Origin of the sequence: Nocardioides sp. NPDC087217 (assembly GCF_044744805.1) — a bacterium.
Lineage (GTDB): Bacteria > Actinomycetota > Actinomycetes > Propionibacteriales > Nocardioidaceae > Nocardioides.
The window spans coordinates 126,004-142,662 of the sequence record NZ_JBIUZB010000007.1; the positions used below are offsets into that span (position 1 = coordinate 126,004).

Annotated in this window: 16 protein-coding genes; 3 read left to right on the forward strand and 13 right to left on the reverse strand. The window is 68.0% G+C overall.

Annotated elements, in window-relative coordinates:
- Nucleotides 1-37 precede the first annotated feature (37 nt).
- Nucleotides 38-889, reverse strand: coding sequence for a 3-hydroxybutyryl-CoA dehydrogenase (locus ACIO3S_RS25440; protein WP_400468670.1), 852 nt, complete (start codon nucleotides 887-889; stop codon nucleotides 38-40).
- A 71-nt stretch (nucleotides 890-960) separates the two neighbouring features.
- Between ACIO3S_RS25440 and ACIO3S_RS25445 the strand changes: the two genes are divergently transcribed.
- Nucleotides 961-1,635, forward strand: coding sequence for a TetR family transcriptional regulator (locus tag ACIO3S_RS25445; RefSeq protein ID WP_400468672.1), 675 nt, complete (start codon nucleotides 961-963; stop codon nucleotides 1,633-1,635).
- A 32-nt stretch (nucleotides 1,636-1,667) separates the two neighbouring features.
- Here the strand turns inward: ACIO3S_RS25445 and egtD are convergent, their stop codons facing one another.
- The 7 genes from egtD to ACIO3S_RS25480 all read right to left on the reverse strand — a co-directional run bounded on the left by egtD (nucleotide 1,668) and on the right by ACIO3S_RS25480 (nucleotide 9,181).
- The gene (gene egtD / locus ACIO3S_RS25450) at nucleotides 1,668-2,642 is read right to left on the reverse strand and encodes an L-histidine N(alpha)-methyltransferase (protein WP_400468674.1); all 975 of its coding nucleotides are present in this window, start codon (nucleotides 2,640-2,642) and stop codon (nucleotides 1,668-1,670) included.
- Complete coding sequence (locus ACIO3S_RS25455; RefSeq protein WP_400468675.1) at nucleotides 2,639-3,109, reverse strand: hypothetical protein; 471 nt, start codon at nucleotides 3,107-3,109, stop codon at nucleotides 2,639-2,641. Before ACIO3S_RS25455 ends, egtD begins: the two co-directional genes overlap by 4 nt.
- Complete coding sequence (egtB, locus tag ACIO3S_RS25460) at nucleotides 3,106-4,362, reverse strand: ergothioneine biosynthesis protein EgtB (protein WP_400468677.1); 1,257 nt, start codon at nucleotides 4,360-4,362, stop codon at nucleotides 3,106-3,108. Before egtB ends, ACIO3S_RS25455 begins: the two co-directional genes overlap by 4 nt.
- A gap of 151 nt (nucleotides 4,363-4,513) precedes the next feature.
- The gene (locus tag ACIO3S_RS25465; RefSeq protein WP_400468864.1) at nucleotides 4,514-5,095 is read right to left on the reverse strand and encodes an adenylate kinase; all 582 of its coding nucleotides are present in this window, start codon (nucleotides 5,093-5,095) and stop codon (nucleotides 4,514-4,516) included.
- Nucleotides 5,096-5,394: 299 nt separating this feature from the next.
- Nucleotides 5,395-7,146, reverse strand: a complete 1,752-nt coding sequence (locus tag ACIO3S_RS25470; protein ID WP_400468865.1) for an acetyl/propionyl/methylcrotonyl-CoA carboxylase subunit alpha — start codon at nucleotides 7,144-7,146, stop codon at nucleotides 5,395-5,397.
- 31 nt (nucleotides 7,147-7,177) lie between these two features.
- On the reverse strand, nucleotides 7,178-7,390 hold the full coding sequence (locus ACIO3S_RS25475) for an acyl-CoA carboxylase subunit epsilon (protein WP_400468678.1): 213 nt from the start codon (nucleotides 7,388-7,390) through the stop codon (nucleotides 7,178-7,180).
- Nucleotides 7,391-7,549: 159 nt separating this feature from the next.
- A complete protein-coding gene (locus ACIO3S_RS25480; RefSeq protein ID WP_400468679.1) occupies nucleotides 7,550-9,181 on the reverse strand; it encodes an acyl-CoA carboxylase subunit beta in 1,632 nt (543 codons plus the stop codon).
- Nucleotides 9,182-9,268: 87 nt separating this feature from the next.
- On the opposite strand from ACIO3S_RS25480, the gene ACIO3S_RS25485 reads away from it, so the two are divergent.
- On the forward strand, nucleotides 9,269-9,940 hold the full coding sequence (locus ACIO3S_RS25485; RefSeq protein WP_160022120.1) for a TetR/AcrR family transcriptional regulator: 672 nt from the start codon (nucleotides 9,269-9,271) through the stop codon (nucleotides 9,938-9,940).
- Between the two features lie 438 nt (nucleotides 9,941-10,378).
- On the opposite strand, the gene ACIO3S_RS25490 is transcribed toward ACIO3S_RS25485, so the two are convergent.
- The 4 genes from ACIO3S_RS25490 to ACIO3S_RS25505 all read right to left on the reverse strand — a co-directional run bounded on the left by ACIO3S_RS25490 (nucleotide 10,379) and on the right by ACIO3S_RS25505 (nucleotide 14,317).
- Nucleotides 10,379-11,221, reverse strand: coding sequence for an alpha/beta fold hydrolase (locus ACIO3S_RS25490; RefSeq protein WP_400468681.1), 843 nt, complete (start codon nucleotides 11,219-11,221; stop codon nucleotides 10,379-10,381).
- Nucleotides 11,222-11,329: 108 nt separating this feature from the next.
- Nucleotides 11,330-12,145 (reverse strand): oxidoreductase, encoded by an 816-nt coding sequence (locus ACIO3S_RS25495; protein ID WP_400468683.1) that lies wholly within the window; start codon nucleotides 12,143-12,145, stop codon nucleotides 11,330-11,332.
- A gap of 86 nt (nucleotides 12,146-12,231) precedes the next feature.
- Nucleotides 12,232-13,239, reverse strand: a complete 1,008-nt coding sequence (locus ACIO3S_RS25500; RefSeq protein WP_400468685.1) for an NAD(P)H-binding protein — start codon at nucleotides 13,237-13,239, stop codon at nucleotides 12,232-12,234.
- Between the two features lie 37 nt (nucleotides 13,240-13,276).
- A complete protein-coding gene (locus tag ACIO3S_RS25505) occupies nucleotides 13,277-14,317 on the reverse strand; it encodes an NAD(P)/FAD-dependent oxidoreductase (protein ID WP_400468687.1) in 1,041 nt (346 codons plus the stop codon).
- A gap of 143 nt (nucleotides 14,318-14,460) precedes the next feature.
- Here ACIO3S_RS25505 and ACIO3S_RS25510 point away from each other — a divergent pair, with 143 nt between their 5' ends.
- The gene (locus ACIO3S_RS25510) at nucleotides 14,461-15,084 is read left to right on the forward strand and encodes a TetR/AcrR family transcriptional regulator (RefSeq protein WP_400468688.1); all 624 of its coding nucleotides are present in this window, start codon (nucleotides 14,461-14,463) and stop codon (nucleotides 15,082-15,084) included.
- 112 nt (nucleotides 15,085-15,196) lie between these two features.
- Here ACIO3S_RS25510 and ACIO3S_RS25515 read toward each other — a convergent pair whose 3' ends face one another.
- Nucleotides 15,197-16,249 (reverse strand): alpha/beta fold hydrolase, encoded by a 1,053-nt coding sequence (locus ACIO3S_RS25515; protein ID WP_400468689.1) that lies wholly within the window; start codon nucleotides 16,247-16,249, stop codon nucleotides 15,197-15,199.
- Nucleotides 16,250-16,659 lie beyond the last annotated feature (410 nt).

Below are 16,659 nucleotides of genomic sequence, written 5' to 3' on the forward strand. Positions count from 1 at the left end.
TCCTTGATCGATGGCTGGGTTGAGGTCGTTCGGTGGGTCAGTAGTGGTAGAAGCCGCGGCCGGTCTTGCGGCCGAGCAGACCGGCGTCGACCATGCGCGCGAGGAGCGGGGGCGGGGCGTAGAGGGGCTCCTTGAACTCCTCGTAGAGCGACTCGGCCACGGCCTTGGTCGTGTCCAGCCCGATGAGGTCCGCCAGCGCCAGCGGTCCTTGGGGGTGGGCGGCGCCGCGGACGAGGCCCTGGTCGATGTCCTCGGCGGTCGCGAACCCGGACTCCAGCATCCGGATCGCGGAGAGCACGAACGGGATCAGCAGCGCGTTGACCACGAAGCCCGCCCGGTCTTGGGAGTCGATGGGGTGCTTGCCGAGGTCGTTCTCGACGAACCTACGCACGCGGTCGGTGGTCTGCGGCGCGGTCAGCAGGCTGGGCACGAGCTCCACCAGGGAGAGCACGGGGACCGGGTTGAAGAAGTGCAGCCCGATCACCTGTGCGGGCCGCTCGGTGGCGACCGCGAGCTTCATGATCGGGATGGAGGAGGTGTTGGAGGCCAGCACGGCCTCGGGGTCGGTGACGATGGCGTCGAGCCGGGTGAACAGCGCGGTCTTGGCGGATTCGTCCTCGACGATCGCCTCGATGACCAGGTCGCGGTCGGCGAGTGCTTCGAGGTCGTTGCTGAGGGTGATGCGCTCCAGTACCTCGGCGGCGTCGCTGATCTTGCCGCGCTGCTCGGCCCGTTCGAGGGAGGCCCGCAGCCGGTCGAGGCCGGCCTCGGCGGCCGCGGGGTTGGCGTCGATGAGGACGACGTCCTTGCCGGCGCGCGCGGCGACCTCGGCGATGCCGGCCCCCATCAGTCCGGCGCCGACGACGCCGACGCGGTTGAACCCGTTCATGTGCAGCCTCCTAGGTGTTGGTACGCCGTACCTTATAGACGGAACGGCGTACCAACAAGTAGGTTCAGGTCATGAGCGAGAAGCCTCGATCAGCGACGACGAAGGATCGCCTGGTCGCCGCGGCGTACGAACTGTTCGAGGAACGCGGTTTCGACGCGACGACCGCCGAGGACATCGCGCGTCGCGCCGGCGTCGGGCGTACGACCTTCTTCCGCGCGTTCGGGTCCAAGGACGACGTGATCTTTCCCGAGCACGACCTGCTGCTCGGTCGCATCGACGAGCGTCTGGCCGCCGCGACCCCGGCGACGCGCGCCGTCGCGCTGAGTGAGGCGGCGCGCGTGGTGCTGCGTCACTACCTCGACGAGGGGGAGCTGGCGCGAGCGCGCTACCGCCTGGTCGGCTCGGTGCCCGCCCTGCGTGCCCGTGAGACGGGTGGCATCCAGCAGTACCAGCGGCTGTTCGCACGCTGGCTTCGGGAGTGGATGTCCCACCTGCCTGACGGACATCTGCGCGCCGATCTGCTGGCCGCCGACCTCGTGACCGCCCACAACTACGTGCTCCGACGCTGGCTCCGGGACCAGACCTCCGATCCCGAGAGCGAGTTCGACCAGGCGATGCGGGTCGCCCTCGAGCGCTATCAGCCCTCAGGGCTCGAGCCGTCCTCCACCGTGGTCGTGCTGCGCACCTCGGCCACGCCCGCCGCCATCCAGGCGCAGCTGCAGCCCCTGCTGGACGAAGCGCCCTGAGCTGAGCCGAGGGTCCGGCGGAGCGGTCGTGCTCAGCGCGTGGCCAGGACGAGCGCGTACGCCTCCTCCGGATCGGTCCACCAGCGAAGGTCGCGGAATCCCGCCGCGGCGAGCTCGAGTGCGGCGATGCTTCGGCGGAACTTGCAGGACAGCTCGGTGAGGAGCTCTTCACCTTCGTCGAACTTGATGACGAGCTCGAGCTCGCTCAGCTCCACGCGGGCGGAGTCCTGCGCGACCAGCCGCATCTCGATCCGCTCCTCGTCGGTGTTCCACCGCGCCAGGTGCCGGAACCCGTCGAGATCGAAGTCGGCGCCCAGACTCTGGTTGAGAACGCGCAGCGCGTTGAGGTTGAACTCGGCGGTCACGCCGGCGGAATCGTCGTAGGCGGCGACCAGCTGACCGGGGTCCTTGACCAGGTCCAGCCCGAGCAGCAGACCTTCCCCGGGCTGCATGGCGGCGGCGACCGATCCCAGGAACCGCTCGCGGCCGGGGCGGTCGTAGTTGCCCAGCGTGCTGCCGAGCAGCGCGATCAGCCGGCGTCCCGGGATCGGCAGCTGCCCGAGATGCTGGTCGAAGTCGGCGACGACACCGTGCAGCGCGAGCCCCGGCCGCTCCTCGGCGAGTGCGCCCATCGCCTGGGTGAGCGCGCTGGCGCTGACATCGACGGGGACGTACGTCGTCAGCCGGCCGGTCCGAGTCAGCGCGTCGAGCAGGAGCCGGGTCTTCTCCGAGGAACCGGACCCGAGCTCGAGAAGCACCTCGGCGTCGGAGGCCTCGGCGATCTCCCGGGCATGCTCGGTCAGCAGCGCTCGCTCGGTGCGGGTCGGGTAGTACTCCGGCAGCCGGGTGATCTCCTCGAACAGCTCCGAACCGCGCTCGTCGTAGAAGTACTTCGGCGGGAGCCACTTCGGCGACGCGCTCAAGCCGGTGCGGGCGTCCTCCGCAAGGCTCCGGCGCAGGTCCTCGGCGGTCAGCAGGGTGGTGAGGTCGGTGCTGTCGAGGGTCACGCGAGGTTCTCCTTCGGGTTGTGAAGCGGCATGTCGAGTCGCCACCAGGTGGGCCCGCACGGGTTGAAGACGCCGATGGTGCGCGGCGGGATCGAGGTGGACGGAGCGCCCGGGAGCGGACGGCCGCTGACGACGTACTCCCAGGACGCCGGCTCGACCAGGTGGCCGCCCTCGTCACCGGTCAGCAGGGCAAGCTCCTCCCCGTCGCTGAGGAGAACCGAGAAGCCGCCGACCGCTATCTCGTTGGCGATCCGGACCATGGCAGAGCCGACCGGCAGGCGCTCCTGCTGCGCCCTGTCGAGGACGCGCGTCCACGAGTCGTCGATGGTGCCGCTGACCGCGGCGGTCCATGGACCGAGCCGCAGCGGAGCGGGGCAGTAGTCGTGGTCACAGGCCCAGTCGACGTGCGTGTGGGGCGGTCCGAGGATGCCGCGATGGGCACAGGTGACGGCAGCCGACCAGGTCACGCACGACGCCCGTCGTCGGCGAGCCGGAGCCCGGTGACGGGCCAGCGCGCACCAGGCGGGAAGAAGTTGCGGTACGAGGCTCGGGTGTGTCCCGGCGGGGTGAGCGCACAGCCACCGCGGAGCACCATCTGGCTCGACATGAACTTTCCGTTGTACTCGCCGATCGCGCCGGCGGCGGGGTGGAAGCCCGGGTAGGGCAGGTACGCCGAGGAGGTCCACTCCCAGCAGTCCCCGAAGAGCTGTCGCAGGCCGCCGGTCGCGGGGCCGGCCGCCCGTGGGTGGAAGCTGTCCCGGTCGGCGAGGTTGCCGGCCACCTCGTACGTCCGGGCAGCGTGCTCCCACTCGGCCTCGGTGGGCAGGCGCTTGCCGGCCCAGGTGGCGTACGCATCGGCCTCGTAGTGGCTCAGGTGGCAGACCGGCAGCCCCGGGTCGAGCGGGGACGTGCCGTGCAGGGTGTGCTCGAACCACTCTCCGTCGAGGTCGCGCCAGTAGAAGGGCGCCTCCCAGCCCTCGGCGTTGACCCGCGCCCAGCCGTCGGAGAGCCACAGCTCCGGGCGCCGGTAGCCACCGTCGGCCATGAACTCCAGCCACTCGCCGTTGGTGATCAGCCGGTCGGCTAGCCGGTACGGCTCCAGCCACTGCTGATGCCGTGGCAGCTCGTTGTCGAAGCAGAACCCACCACCCTCGGACCCGATCTCGACCAGGCCGCCGTCGAGGTCGACCCACCCCAGCCGGTCGGTCCCGCCGGCCGCGACCGGACGCCCGGCGTACGTCGGCTGCAGCGGGTTGAGCGAGAGCACGTGCTTGATGTCCATCAGCAGCAGCTCCTGGTGCTGCTGCTCGTGGTGGAAGCCGAGCTCGATGGTCGGAGCGAGCTTGGCGAAGGTGCCCTCGTCCACGCGGTCGAGCAGGTCCCGGACCCGGTCGTCGACGTTGCGCCGGTAGTCGCCGACCTCGTACGCACCGGGGCGGCTGATCACGCCACGCATCGGCCGCGCGTACCTCGGCCCGACCTGCTCGTAGTAGCTGTTGAAGAGGAACCAGTACTTGTCCTGGAACGGTGTGAAGCCGGGCTCGTTCTCCGCCAGTACGAATGTCTCGAAGAACCAGGTCACGTGGGCGCGATGCCACTTGGTCGGCGAGACATCCGGCATCGACTGGACCGTCTGGTCTTCGGGGGAGAGGGGTGCGGCGAGGCGTTCGGTGTCGGCCCGGACTTCGTCGAAGCGGGCGATCGCAGTGGTCGTGTCCATCTCACGTCTCCTGACGGTGGAGGGTCGAGTACGGCGAGTGCTACGAACTACTCTGCCTGGTCGCCCAACCCGCGCCACGCGCTTTGAGTGGCTGTCACACCGGGGCGATACCCGCCCCGGTGTGACAGCAACCGATGTCGCCGTTCGCGTGTCAGCAGACGGCGTCTGCGGATGAATCGCAGGCGCTGAGGATCCGCTTGGTGACCTCGTCGACCTCACCGAGGCCGTCGACCTCGACGATGAGACCGCGCTCGCGGTAGGCGTCGACGAGCGGCGCCGTCTGCTCGAGGTAGATCTCCTGACGACGGCGGATGATGTCCTCGGTGTCGTCGGCTCGGCCCTCCGTCTGGGCACGCTGCAGCAGTCGCTCGACCACCTCGTCCTCGTCGACGACGAGGCTGATGACGCCATCGATCTCGTGGCCGGCGGGCCTGATCATCCCGTCGAGCTCCTCGACCTGTGCGAGCGTGCGGGGATAGCCGTCGAGAAGGAAGCCGCTGGCTGCGTCGGGCTCGCCGATCCGGTCGCGGACCATGTTGTTGGTGATCTCGTCCGGCACGTACTCGCCGGCGTCCAGGTAGCGCTTGGCCTCCAGGCCGAGTGGTGTGGCCAGCGATACGTTGGCGCGGAAGATGTCGCCGGTGGAGATGGCCGGGATGCCGAAGTGCTGGGCGAGGTGCTTGGCCTGAGTTCCCTTACCGGCGCCCGGCGGGCCCATGATGATGATCCGCATCAGCGACCCGCCATGGTCGCGGGCTCGCCCGCGGCACGTTGCGCGCACGACCGGCACATCTCGGGAGACGTCATGTTGATCGGGAGCTCCCAGAACGTGTACCAGAGCGCGGTCGGCTCTCCGCAGGCCGTTCGCTGGGAGCCGTTCCTCCGGATGTGTACGGTCCCCCACGGCGATCGGTCGCGAGAGTGCCGCGGCTGTGTCTGCGGCGCCGTCGCCAGCCACTGCATGCTCACGTTGCCGCGTGACTGGGGCCTGGGGAGAGTCGCAGGCGCTGGTGTCATCACAGGTCCCTTCAGCTACTTGATCTCGGCGATGACGGCGCCGTTGGTGACGGTCTCGCCCACGGTGGCGTTGAGGCCGGTGATGGTGCCGGCCTTGTGGGCCTTGAGGGGTTGTTCCATCTTCATGGCTTCGATGACCACGACGACGTCGCCCTCGGCGACCTGTTGGCCTTCGTCGACGGCGATCTTGACGATGGTGCCCTGCATCGGCGAGGTGACCGAGTCGCCGGAGGCGGCCGCGCCGGTCTTCTTGGCCGACCGCTTGGGCTTCTTCGCAGCACCGGCACCGGCGCCGGTGGTGAGGCCGCCGAGGCCGGCGGGCAGGGAGACGTTGAGGCGTTTGCCGCCGACCTCGACCACCACGGTCTGGCGTTCGCCGGTCTCCTCGGCCTCGCCGATAGCACCGGCATAGGGGGTGATCTGGTTGTCGAAGTCGGTCTCGATCCAGGTGGTGTAGACCTCGAAAGAGCCATTGGCGGCGGTGTAGGCCGGGTCGTCCACGACGGCCTGGTGGAAGGGGATGACGGTGGGCATGCCGTCGACCTTGAACTCGGCCAGGGCGCGACGTGAACGCTCGAGGGCCTGTTCGCGGGTGGTGCCGGTGATGATGAGTTTGGCGATCAGCGAGTCGAAGGCGCCCGGGATGGTCTCGCCCTTCTCATAGCCCCCGTCGAGGCGGACCCCGGGTCCGGCGGGCGGTGCCCATTCGGTGAGGGTGCCGGGGGCGGGCATGAAGTTGTTGCCGCCGTCTTCGGCGTTGATGCGGTATTCGATGGAGTGGCCGCGGACCTCGGGGTCGTCGTAGCCGAGTTCTTCGCCGGCGGCGATGCGGAACATCTCCCGGACCAGGTCGAGGCCGGTGACTTCCTCGGAGACGCAGTGTTCGACCTGGAGGCGGGTGTTGACCTCGAGGAAGGAGATGGTGCCGTCGGCGGCGACGAGGAACTCACAGGTCCCGGCGCCGACGTAGCCGGCCTCGCGCAGGATGGCCTTGGAGGACTCATAGAGCCGCTTGTTCTGCTCCTCGGACAGGAACGGGGCGGGGGCCTCCTCGACCAGCTTCTGGTGGCGGCGCTGCAGGGAGCAGTCCCGGGTGGAGACCACCACGACGTTGCCGTGGGTATCGGCCAGGCACTGGGTCTCGACGTGACGGGGCTTGTCGAGGAACTTCTCCACCAGACACTCACCCCGCCCGAACGCCCCGACGGCCTCGCGGACCGCGGACTCGTACAGGTCGGGGATCTCCTCCAGGGTCCGGGCGACCTTCAGGCCGCGGCCACCGCCCCCGAAGACGGCCTTGATCGCGACCGGCAGGCCGTGCTCTTGGGCGAAGGCGACGATCTCGGTCGCGTCCTTGACCGGGTCCTTGAGCCCCGGCGCCAACGGGGCACCGGCCTTGAGCGCGATCTGCTTGGCCTTGGCCTTGTCCCCCAGCGCATCGATGGCCTCGGGGGAGGGACCGATCCAGGTCAGACCCGCCTCGATCACGGCCTGGGCGAAGTCGGCGTTCTCGGCCAAGAACCCGTAGCCGGGGTGGACCGAGTCCGCACCCGACTGGCGGGCGACGTCGAGGATCTTCTCGATCGAGAGGTACGACTCCGCCGGGGTCGCGCCACCCAGGGCGTAGGACTCATCGGCCAGCCGCACGAACAGCGCGTCACGGTCGGGCTCGGCATAGATCGCGACCGACCCGATCCCGGCGTCCTTGCATGCACGGATCACTCGAACCGCGATCTCACCGCGGTTGGCGATCAAAACCTTTGTCAGTTCAGGCACGGTGTTCTGCTTTCTACGGTGTTCAGTTCGGAAGAGCGCTGGCGCGCCAGGCGCCGGGGCCGGGGTGGATGGGGGTACGCAACTGCGGGGTGGCCCAGAGGGTCCGCTGCTTCTTCTTCGGGGCCTCGGCTGAACCGAGGGCGGAGAGGACGGCCACGATCGCGGCGATCTCTTCGGGGGTGGCGTTGTGGTCGATGACCTTGAGCAGGGGCTTCTGCTCGTCAGGGCTGGTCATGTCCGTGACCACCTTTCGGTTCTTGGTTCGGGTTGGGCGGGGTTCGGGTTGGGAGCCCGCCGAGTCGGCGCAATCCGGTCCTCGCTCGCTTCGCTTCGCTGCGGTCCGTTTGCGCCGACTCGGCTTTATCCGCTCTTCGCGGGACCCTTCGGGCCCCACTCAGAGCGGGATGTTCCCGTGCTTCTTCGCGGGCAGGGTTTCGCGTTTGGTGCGCAGCAGGCGTAGGGCGCGGGTGACTTCGGCGCGGGTTTCGTGGGGTGGGATGACGGCGTCGATGTAGCCGCGTTCGGCGGCGATGTAGGGGTTGGCCAGGGTGGTCTCGTACTCGTCGATGAGTTGGGCGCGTTTGGCTTCGACCTGGTCGGTGCCCACGCCGGAGGCTTCCAGGTCGGCCAGGGTGCGGCGGTGGATGATGTTGGCGGCGCCTTGGGCGCCCATGACCGCGATCTGGGCGGTGGGCCAGGCCAGGTTGATGTCGGCGCCGAGGTGTTTGGAGCCCATCACGTCGTAGGCGCCGCCGTAGGCCTTGCGGGTGATGATGGTGACCAGGGGGACGGTGGCCTCGGCGTAGGCGTAGATCAGTTTCGCGCCGCGGCGGATGATGCCGTTGTGTTCTTGGTCGGTGCCGGGCAGGAACCCGGGTACGTCGACGAAGGTGATCACGGGGACGTTGAAGGCGTCGCAGGTGCGGACGAACCGGGCGGCCTTCTCACTCGCGTCGATGTCGAGGCAGCCGGCGAACTGCATCGGCTGGTTGGCCACGATCCCGACCGGGCGGCCCTCGATGCGGGCGTAGCCGATGATGATGTTGGGTGCCCACAAGGGCTGGACCTCGAGGAACTCCTCATCATCGACCACATGGGAGATGACCTCGTGCATGTCGTAGGGCTGGTTCCCGCCGTCGGGGATGAAGGTGTCCAGCTCCCGGTCCAGCCCGGTGATCTCCAGGTCCGCGACCTCCTCGTAGGCGGGGGGTTCTTCGAGGTTGTTGGAGGGCAGGTAGGACAACAACGCTTTGACGTAGTCGATGGCGTCGGCCTCATCGGCGCCCATGTAGTGGGCCACCCCGGACTTGGAGTTGTGGGCCAGGGCGCCGCCGAGCTCTTCCATGGTGATGTCCTCACCGGTGACGGTCTTGATCACGTCGGGGCCGGTGATGAACATGCCGGAGGTCTTGTCGACCATGATGGTGAAGTCGGTGACCGCGGGGGAGTAGACATGCCCGCCGGCGCAGTTGCCCATGATCAGGCTGATCTGCGGGATCACCCCGCTCGCGTGGACGTTGCGTTTGAAGATCTTCCCATACAACCCCAACGAGACGACGCCTTCTTGGATGCGGGCGCCGGCGCCCTCGTTGATCCCGATCAGCGGGGACCCGGTCTTGATCGCCAGGTCCATGATCTTGGTGATCTTCTCGCCATAGACCTCACCCAGGGAGCCACCGAAGACGGTGAAGTCCTGGGAGAACACACACACCTGACGGCCATCGATGGTGCCGTACCCGGTCACCACACCATCCCCGAAGGGCCGGTTCTTCTCCAGCCCGAACGCGGTCGAACGATGCCGGGCCAGCTCATCGACCTCCTGGAACGAGCCCTCATCGAGCAGCATCTCGATCCGCTCCCGCGCGGTCTGGCGACCCTTCGCATGCTGCTTCTCCACCGCCTTCGCGGAACCAGCATGGACAGCCTCGTCAAGACGACGCTCCAGCTCGGCCAGCTTCCCGGCAGTCGTGTGCAGATCGATCTCGGCGCCCGAGGAATCGGGTGCGGTGGTGGGCTCGGCGCTCAACGGAACTCCTTGTGAACTTCAGTGTCAATGAGTGAGACTAAGTGTCATGCGGCATGATGTCCAGGGATCGTTCCAAAAGGGAGAGTGATGGCAGCAGCGCGTGACGAGATCTCGGATGCGGCGTTCCGCCTGTTCGGGATCCAGGGGTACGCCGCCACCTCTGTCGACGACATCGCGTCCGAGGCCGGCGTCAGCCGCAGCACCTTCTTCCGTTCCTTCGGGTCCAAGGAAGCGGTGATCTTCCCCGACCACGATGAGATTCTCGGCCGGGTCGAAGAGCGGCTCCGTTCCTCGCCCGCAGACGCCGGCCTCGCCGCCGTCACGGACGCGGTCAAGATCGTGCTGTTCCACTACGTCGCGGAGGGCGAGCGTGCGCGGGAGCGCTACGGGCTGACCTCCACCGTGCCGGCCCTCCGTGAGCGTGAGCTGGTGAGCGGTGCCCGCTACCAGCGCCTCTTCCGTCGCTACCTGAGCCACTGGGCCGACGCCTCACCAGAGGCGGAGCTCCGTGCCGAGATGACGGCAGCGGCCGTCGTCGCGGCACACAACCGCGTGCTTCGCCGATGGCTCCGGCGAGAGTGCACCGACCCCCAGCGGGAGATCGAGCAGGCACTGGCCGCCGTCCATCGCACCTTCGCCGACGAGAGCGAGGCATCGATCGGGATGCTCGTCGTTCCGGCCGGCGTACCCGCCTCTGCCGTGGAGAAGGCCGTGAAGAGGGCGCTGGAGGGCATCGCCGTCCGCAACCTCGATCAGTGACACCGGATCAGACCGATGAAGCTGACGGGATGGCCTGTAAGCCGGGATCCGGTCCCTCGGGGACGGCTTTTAGATGATCGCTGACGACATATGCCGTTTGACCTGCGGAATCACGTAGCGGAACGGTGGCTGTCGACGGACTGTGATGGTTCTCGTCCGGACAGTAGGCGGACAGTTGGTGAAGCCGAGGGTCGCGGCCAGGCCGTACGACAGGAAGATGAGCCGGTCCCAGGTCGTCACGACCTCCGCGGTCGTCGCGGCCCTGCGGGGCGAGCATTCCGACGTTCGCTGACCTGCTCAGCCAAGATCGGGTCCGGTTGGCTGCAAACCGCGTCCGCTACCAGATCGCCAGCGATCTTTCTCTTGCGCGTTACGCACGGTCAGAGGCCGAACGAGTCGACCGAACCCATGCCCCTCGCCGCGAGGGTCGACTGGCCACTACTGCGCCCATGCCGCGATCCGTTCTGCGATCGCTTCGGGGGCCTCGATCTGCAGGAAGTGACCGACGTCGGGGACGACCTCTACCGCGTGTGGGGCGGTGAACCGGTGCTGGTCGTCGACCTTCGGCGGGAGGAAGCAGCCGTCGTCGGCACCATAAAGCTGCAGCAGGGGCACCGTGATCGGCCTAGACAGGCGCCGCGTCGCCCCGATCATGCCGGGCCGCAGCATCGCGCGGTAGTACTTCAGAGGCGCGGGCATGCTCGCCCGCAGATGCTCGTGCAGCTCCGCCTGGAGAGCTGGATCGAGCGAGAGGCCAGGCGACCACTGGCGCCACAGGCGGTCGATGAAGGCGAGATCGCGAGCGGTGGCTATCCAGCCGCTTCCCGGCAGCTGGAACAGCCCCATGTACCAGATCCGGCGTAGCTGAGCGAGGCGCGGCCGGCTCAGGAGAGTGAGTGGGTGGGGGACTGCGAGCGTGACCGCGCGTTCGATCCGCTCCGGCGCTGTGACGCTGGCATCGTAGGTGATCAAGGCGCCCCAGTCGTGGCCGATCAACTCCACGGGGCGCCCGGGGGACCAGCGGTCGATCAGCGCGAGCACGTCACCGGTGAGGGACGCGAAGTCGAACGGCCCCGCGGTCGGGGACGGCGCGTAACCGCGAAGCCAGGGTGCGAGGACGCGACGTCCGCGGCGGCCGAGCTCGGCAAGGAAGGGTGCCGCGGTCGACGGATTGTCCGGGAAGCCGTGCAAGACGAGCGTCGGTTGGCCATCGGGATCACCGCCCTGCAGTGCGTGAAAGGTGCCGTGTGGCAGGTCGAAGGTGACGTGTTCGAACTCCATGTGTGTCAGCCTCTTCCGCGAGTGGTCGGACGAGAGATGCTGATCCTGGCCTCGGTGTCTCTGGTCGTGTACATGTGTCTCCTCAGGTGCTGGGTGTATTGCGGGGGGTCAGTGGGACAGTCGGTTGAGCTTGCGGATCTGTTTGTCGAAGGCGCGCGAGGGCACGATCCGGCGCAGGAGGCTGACGCGTGCGGCCATTGAGCCGGCGGTGTATCGGAGCTTGGGCTTGGCGTCGGTGGCGGCCGCGACGATCACCTTCGCGACCACGTCTGGGTCGTCGGCGTTGCGCACGGCCGTGGCCAGCACGTCTCGGGAGATCTCCCGCTGTGCGGCGTAGATCGGCAGGGGCGAGTCGGGTGCCATGCTGCTCGCCTCGAAGCTAGTGCTTGTGTAGGCCGGCTCGACCAGCAGCATCCGGACGCCGTGCTCGCGAAGCTCGTGGTCGATGGACTCGGAGTAGCCCTCGACCGCGTGCTTGGTGGCGGCGTAGATGGCCATGAAGGGGGCTGGGATCAGGCCGAGTACCGAGGAGACGTTGATCACGCGGCCGCTGCCTTGGGTGCGCATGTGGGGGAGCACTGCGTTTGTCATCCGGATCAGGCCGAAGACGTTGATGTCGAAGACCTCGTTGGCCTGGTTGATCGAGCTTTCCTCGCCGGCGCCGACCGCGCCCACGCCTGCGTTGTTGACCAGGACGTCGATCCGGCCGAACCGCTCGATCACCTCCTCGACCAGGGAGCGGACCGATTCGTCGCTGGCCACGTCGAGGTCGAGGAACGTCACGCCGGGGAGGGGCTCGGTGTTGGCCGCGTTGCGGCTCGTGCCGACCACCGCGAAGCCGGCGTTCACGAGGGCGAGCGCTGCCGCCCTCCCGATCCCGGAGGAGGCGCCCGTCACGAGGGCCACTGGGGGAGTTGTATGCATGTTGGTTTCCTTAGGTTGTGCTCACGACGTTGTCGTGTGCTGTGCGGGTTCCCTGTGCTCGGGGTTCTTCTTCTGCTCCGGAGCGCTCAGCGGCTTGGAGCAATCGCCAGTTCGCGCAGGTTGGTGTTGTTCTGCAGTGCCCATCGCATGGTCCGCGGTGGGTGCCCGAGGAGGTTCTCGAGTTGGTCGGAGAGGACGGCGTACCGCCCGCTGGCGATCAGCCTGGTCTGGATCCTCAGGTGCTCCGCCACGTGCCGGGCCGTAGCGGGGTCGCCCAGGGACTCCTGCAGTACGGTCTCGTCGAGGAAGGCCTCGTTCCAGGCCTCCACTTCCTCAGGGATGTAGGTGACCTGGCGTCCAAGCACGGCTGCGTAGTCCTCAGCGAATCCGTACATGTCCTTCAGTTCCGGGCCGGTGAGCGCGTAGGACTTCGAGATGTGCGGTGCGGGGTCGACCAGCACCTTCACGCACACCTCTGCCAGGTCGTGAACGGCGATGGGTGCGAGCCGCTGGTTGCCGAAGGGCAGCCGCAGTTCACCGTTGCTCAGTGCACCCAGTTGCATCCAGGTCAGATGGGGGTTCTCGGCGAACAGGGTCGCGCGCACGTTGATGGTCGGGAGGCCGGACCAGTCCAACACCCGCTCGCAGACCCAGTGTGCACGTTGCTGCGGTGACCAGTCCGTGACCAGTCCGCCGAGCCAAGAACGCCGCTCGTCATCCGGTGTGGCCATCTTCTCGAGCGTCATGTAGGACTGCTCGTAGTTGGACAGGTGCACGAAGGCCTCGATGTCGCCCTGGGCTCGCGCCGCCGCGGCCATCACGGTGAGGGCATCGGCGTAGTACGGCTGCGGGGTCATGCTGAAGAAGATGCGCTTGACGCCCTTCAGTGCGGCGGCTGCGTCCGCGAGTTTGAGCAGGTCGCCGACGAAGACCTCGGCCCCGGCCTCGCGCAGCGACTGGGCGCGTTCGTCGTCCCGTCGCACGAACGCGCGCACGGGGTGGCCCTGTTCGAGCAGCATCTCGACCATCACTCTGCTCACGCCACCGACTTGGCCGCCGGCACCGGTGATCAGAATGGGACTGCGCTCCGTCATTGTTGTGTCCTTCATCAGTTGGGTTGGGTTTGGCAGTTCAGGAAGCCGAGGATGTGGAGTCGTCGAGGCGGGCTCGGAGGGCGGCGTCGGTGTCCGCGATGGCCAGCATCCTGTTGATATCGGCGCCGGCCAGTGCGCCGGCCGCTGCGGAAGCCCCGACCTGGGCGACCAGATCGGTGACGTTGCCGGCCACCCACACACCCGGCACCTCGGTGGCGCCGGACACGCCGGACGCGAAACTGCGACCCTTCGGCAGGTCCTCCACCGGCAGGCCCAGACCTTCCAGGCCCTGAGCACGGATCTGCAGCTGCGCGAGGACCGCCAGGACGCGGCGGGCCACGACTTGGCCGTCGGCCAGGCGTACACCGGCGAGGGCGCCGTCGGTGTCGTTGACGACCTCGGTGACCGGGGTGTCGATGACGCGGATGCCGCGGGCAGCGAAGCGGGCGCGGCTGTCCGCGTCCAGGTCAGTGCCGTGGGTGAAGTACGTCAGGTCCTCGGTCAGCTGACGGAACAGAAACGCGTGGTCGATGGAGACCGGGCCGGTGGCGAGGATACCGATGGCTTCATCGCGCACCTCCCAGCCGTGGCAATACGGGCAGTGCAGCACGCTGTGCCCCCAGTGCTCGGCGAGCCCGGGCACCTCCGGCAGCACATCCGTGAGACCGGTCGCCACCAGGATGCGGCGAGCGGTGATGCTGCGGCCGTCGGCCAGGGTGACGGTGAACCGCAGATCTCCGTCCGCCGACGGGGCGGCAGGCTCGGCCGAGACCACCTCGCCATGGACGACCCGTCCTCCGTACTGGCGCACCTGCTCCCGACCCCGTCGAAGGATCTCGGACGGCGGGGTGCCGTCCAGGGCGAGGAGGCCGTGCACGGCCTCCGCGGGCGCGTTGCGCGGGGCGCCGCTGTCGATCACGACGACCGAGCGGCGGGAGCGAGCGAGGATCAGTGCACCATTCAGTCCCGCGGCGCCCCCACCGATCACCGCTGCGTCGACGGTCCCGTCGGCCAGCGCGTCGCTGGCGTACGGAGGAGTCATCACAGCCATCGCCTCCTTCGGTTCCTTGTCAGTCATTGTTCGATCAACCCTTCGAGTTCTAGGTGGTTGGAGCGGGGTCCTGCCCGGCGGCTCAGGATGGTTGTGTACTGAACAGTCAGAAATCTAGACGGTTCTGTACTGAATTGTCAAATACGATAGATCGGCCCTATCCTTTACGTATGGCAAGACCACGAAGCTTCGACCGCGACCACGTCCTCCATGCCGCCGAGCGGCAGTTCCGCGCCTCGGGCTACAACGGCACGAGTGTCGATGACATCAGCGCCGCGACCGGCCTGGGCCGCGGCAGCCTCTATGCCACGTTCGACGGCAAGCACGGCGTGCTGCTGCAGGCGATGGACGGGTACTTCGCCCGGCTGGCGCAGTTTGCGCCGAAGGCGCTCGGCGGACCGGACGAGGGCGCCCTGGAACGACTGCACGGGTACCTGCTCCGCGCCGTCCACGGGGTGCCACTCGCTGCCGACGTACCCCCCGCGTCTGACCGGACGGCGGCGACCTGCTTCGCCGCCAAGATGGCCCTGGAGATCGGCGCCTCCGACCCCGAGGTGCAACGCCTGGCAAATGACTGCTTCTCCGTAGTCCGGACGGCGGTGGCCGATTGCGTGCGGGCGGCGCAGCGCAACGGCGACATCGACCCCGATGCGGATCCTGACGACCTTGCGTATCTCTTGGTGACCGTCATCCGCGGGAGCGATGTCGTAGGCGCGTACGGCCATGGTCCCGCCCGCCTGACCTCGATTGCGGAGAGCGCGTTCGCCTTGCTGCCTCGCCCGCGCCAACAGTGATAGGGGTAGACCCTCACTCGGACGTGCCGGATAGGCCGCGACCTTGTCGAGGTGGGCGCCTCGCTCACGTCGAACGGCCGGCTCCGCACACGCGGAGCCGGCCGTTCGGCCATCAGGTGCGCGCGGACGTCTGCAGGAACAGTTCGAGCAGCGCCAGCAGCGTCTCGGGAGCGTCCTCGGTCGGGAAGTGACCGGCGCCCGGGATCTCGACCACAGGTGCGTCGGGGTAGCTGAGCTTGAATGCCGGGATCACGTACTTGGGCAGGAGTGCGGTGTCGCGCATCCCGACCGCCAGCATCGTCGGCAGGCCTCGCAGCGCGGCGACCGCTTCCATGGGCGGCGGGCCGGGCGGCGTGCCCTGCGGGCCCTTCAGGACCTGCCGGGGGAACGCGATGACACCGCGGCTCTCTGCCGGGGTTGGGAAGGGGCTGGAGTAGGCGCTGATCCACGTCGGCGTGGCGATCTCTGGTCGGGCGACATGCTGCAGGTCGATCATCAGCTGGGCGATGGTGTGACCCGCGTTGCCGAGGATCTGCTCGAACGAACCGTCCACGAGCGCCGAGTGGGCCCACTGGAACCACCGGCTCTCGGCGCCGTTGGCCATCATCAGATCGTCGATGCCCTCGGCGAGGGGCAGCACCGTGTTCACTGCGAAGATCCGGGAGATCCGGCTGGGATTACGCAATGCGAACCCGGCGCCGATGGGGCCGCCCCAGTCTCGGACCACCAGGGTGATGTCCGTGAGGTCGAGCGTGTCGACGAGCAGCGATTCGAGATTCAAGATGTGCTCGCTCGCGTCGTAAGTGCGATCCTGCGGCGTCTCGCTCTTGCCGAAGCCCATGTGGTCGGGAACGACCACTCGATGGTGACGTGACAGCGGCCCGATCAGGTGTCGCCACTCGTAGCCCCACGTGGGCTCGCCGTGCAGCATGACGATCGTCTGATCGGGCCGCTCGGGGCCCTCGTCGACATAATGCTGGCGGAAGCCGGAAGCCTCGTTGAAATAGGCGTGATACGGCCATGTCCCGTCGAACGTCTCGTCAGCGGCAATCACGAGATATCCGTGCCTTCCGGTGCGGTGTTGTCCGTACTGAGTGCGGTCATGAGGTCCTCCAAGTATTGGTTCTGAAACAGCCGTCATCGGCTGGCTCGTTCTTGTGCCCAACTGCGTGCTCCGCCCTGACAGTCATCAGTTGAACCTCTGGGCGGCCTTCGCGGCGTCGTTGCAAGCACGGACCAAACCGGTCGACGGGCTCGAGAATGGTTGTGTACTAAACAGTCAGAAATCTAGGGAGTTCTGTACTGAATTGTCAAGTACGGCAGGTCGGCCTGGCCGCGAACGTGCTCGGACCATGATCGAGGGGGGGCGTTCGTGAGAGTCGTGGACCAGGTCCTCGAGATCCCTGGCCGTCACGCCGACTTGGGCTCCGTGGCGGGTGATCCGGCGTGCTACCGCACAGCCGCCGCCTCGCTCGCCGGTGTTGCGGGGGGGGGGGGGGGGGGGGGGGGGGGGGGGGGGGGGCGCCGGGGGGGGGGGGGGGGGGGGGGGGGCGGCGCCGGCGCGGGGCGGCGGCG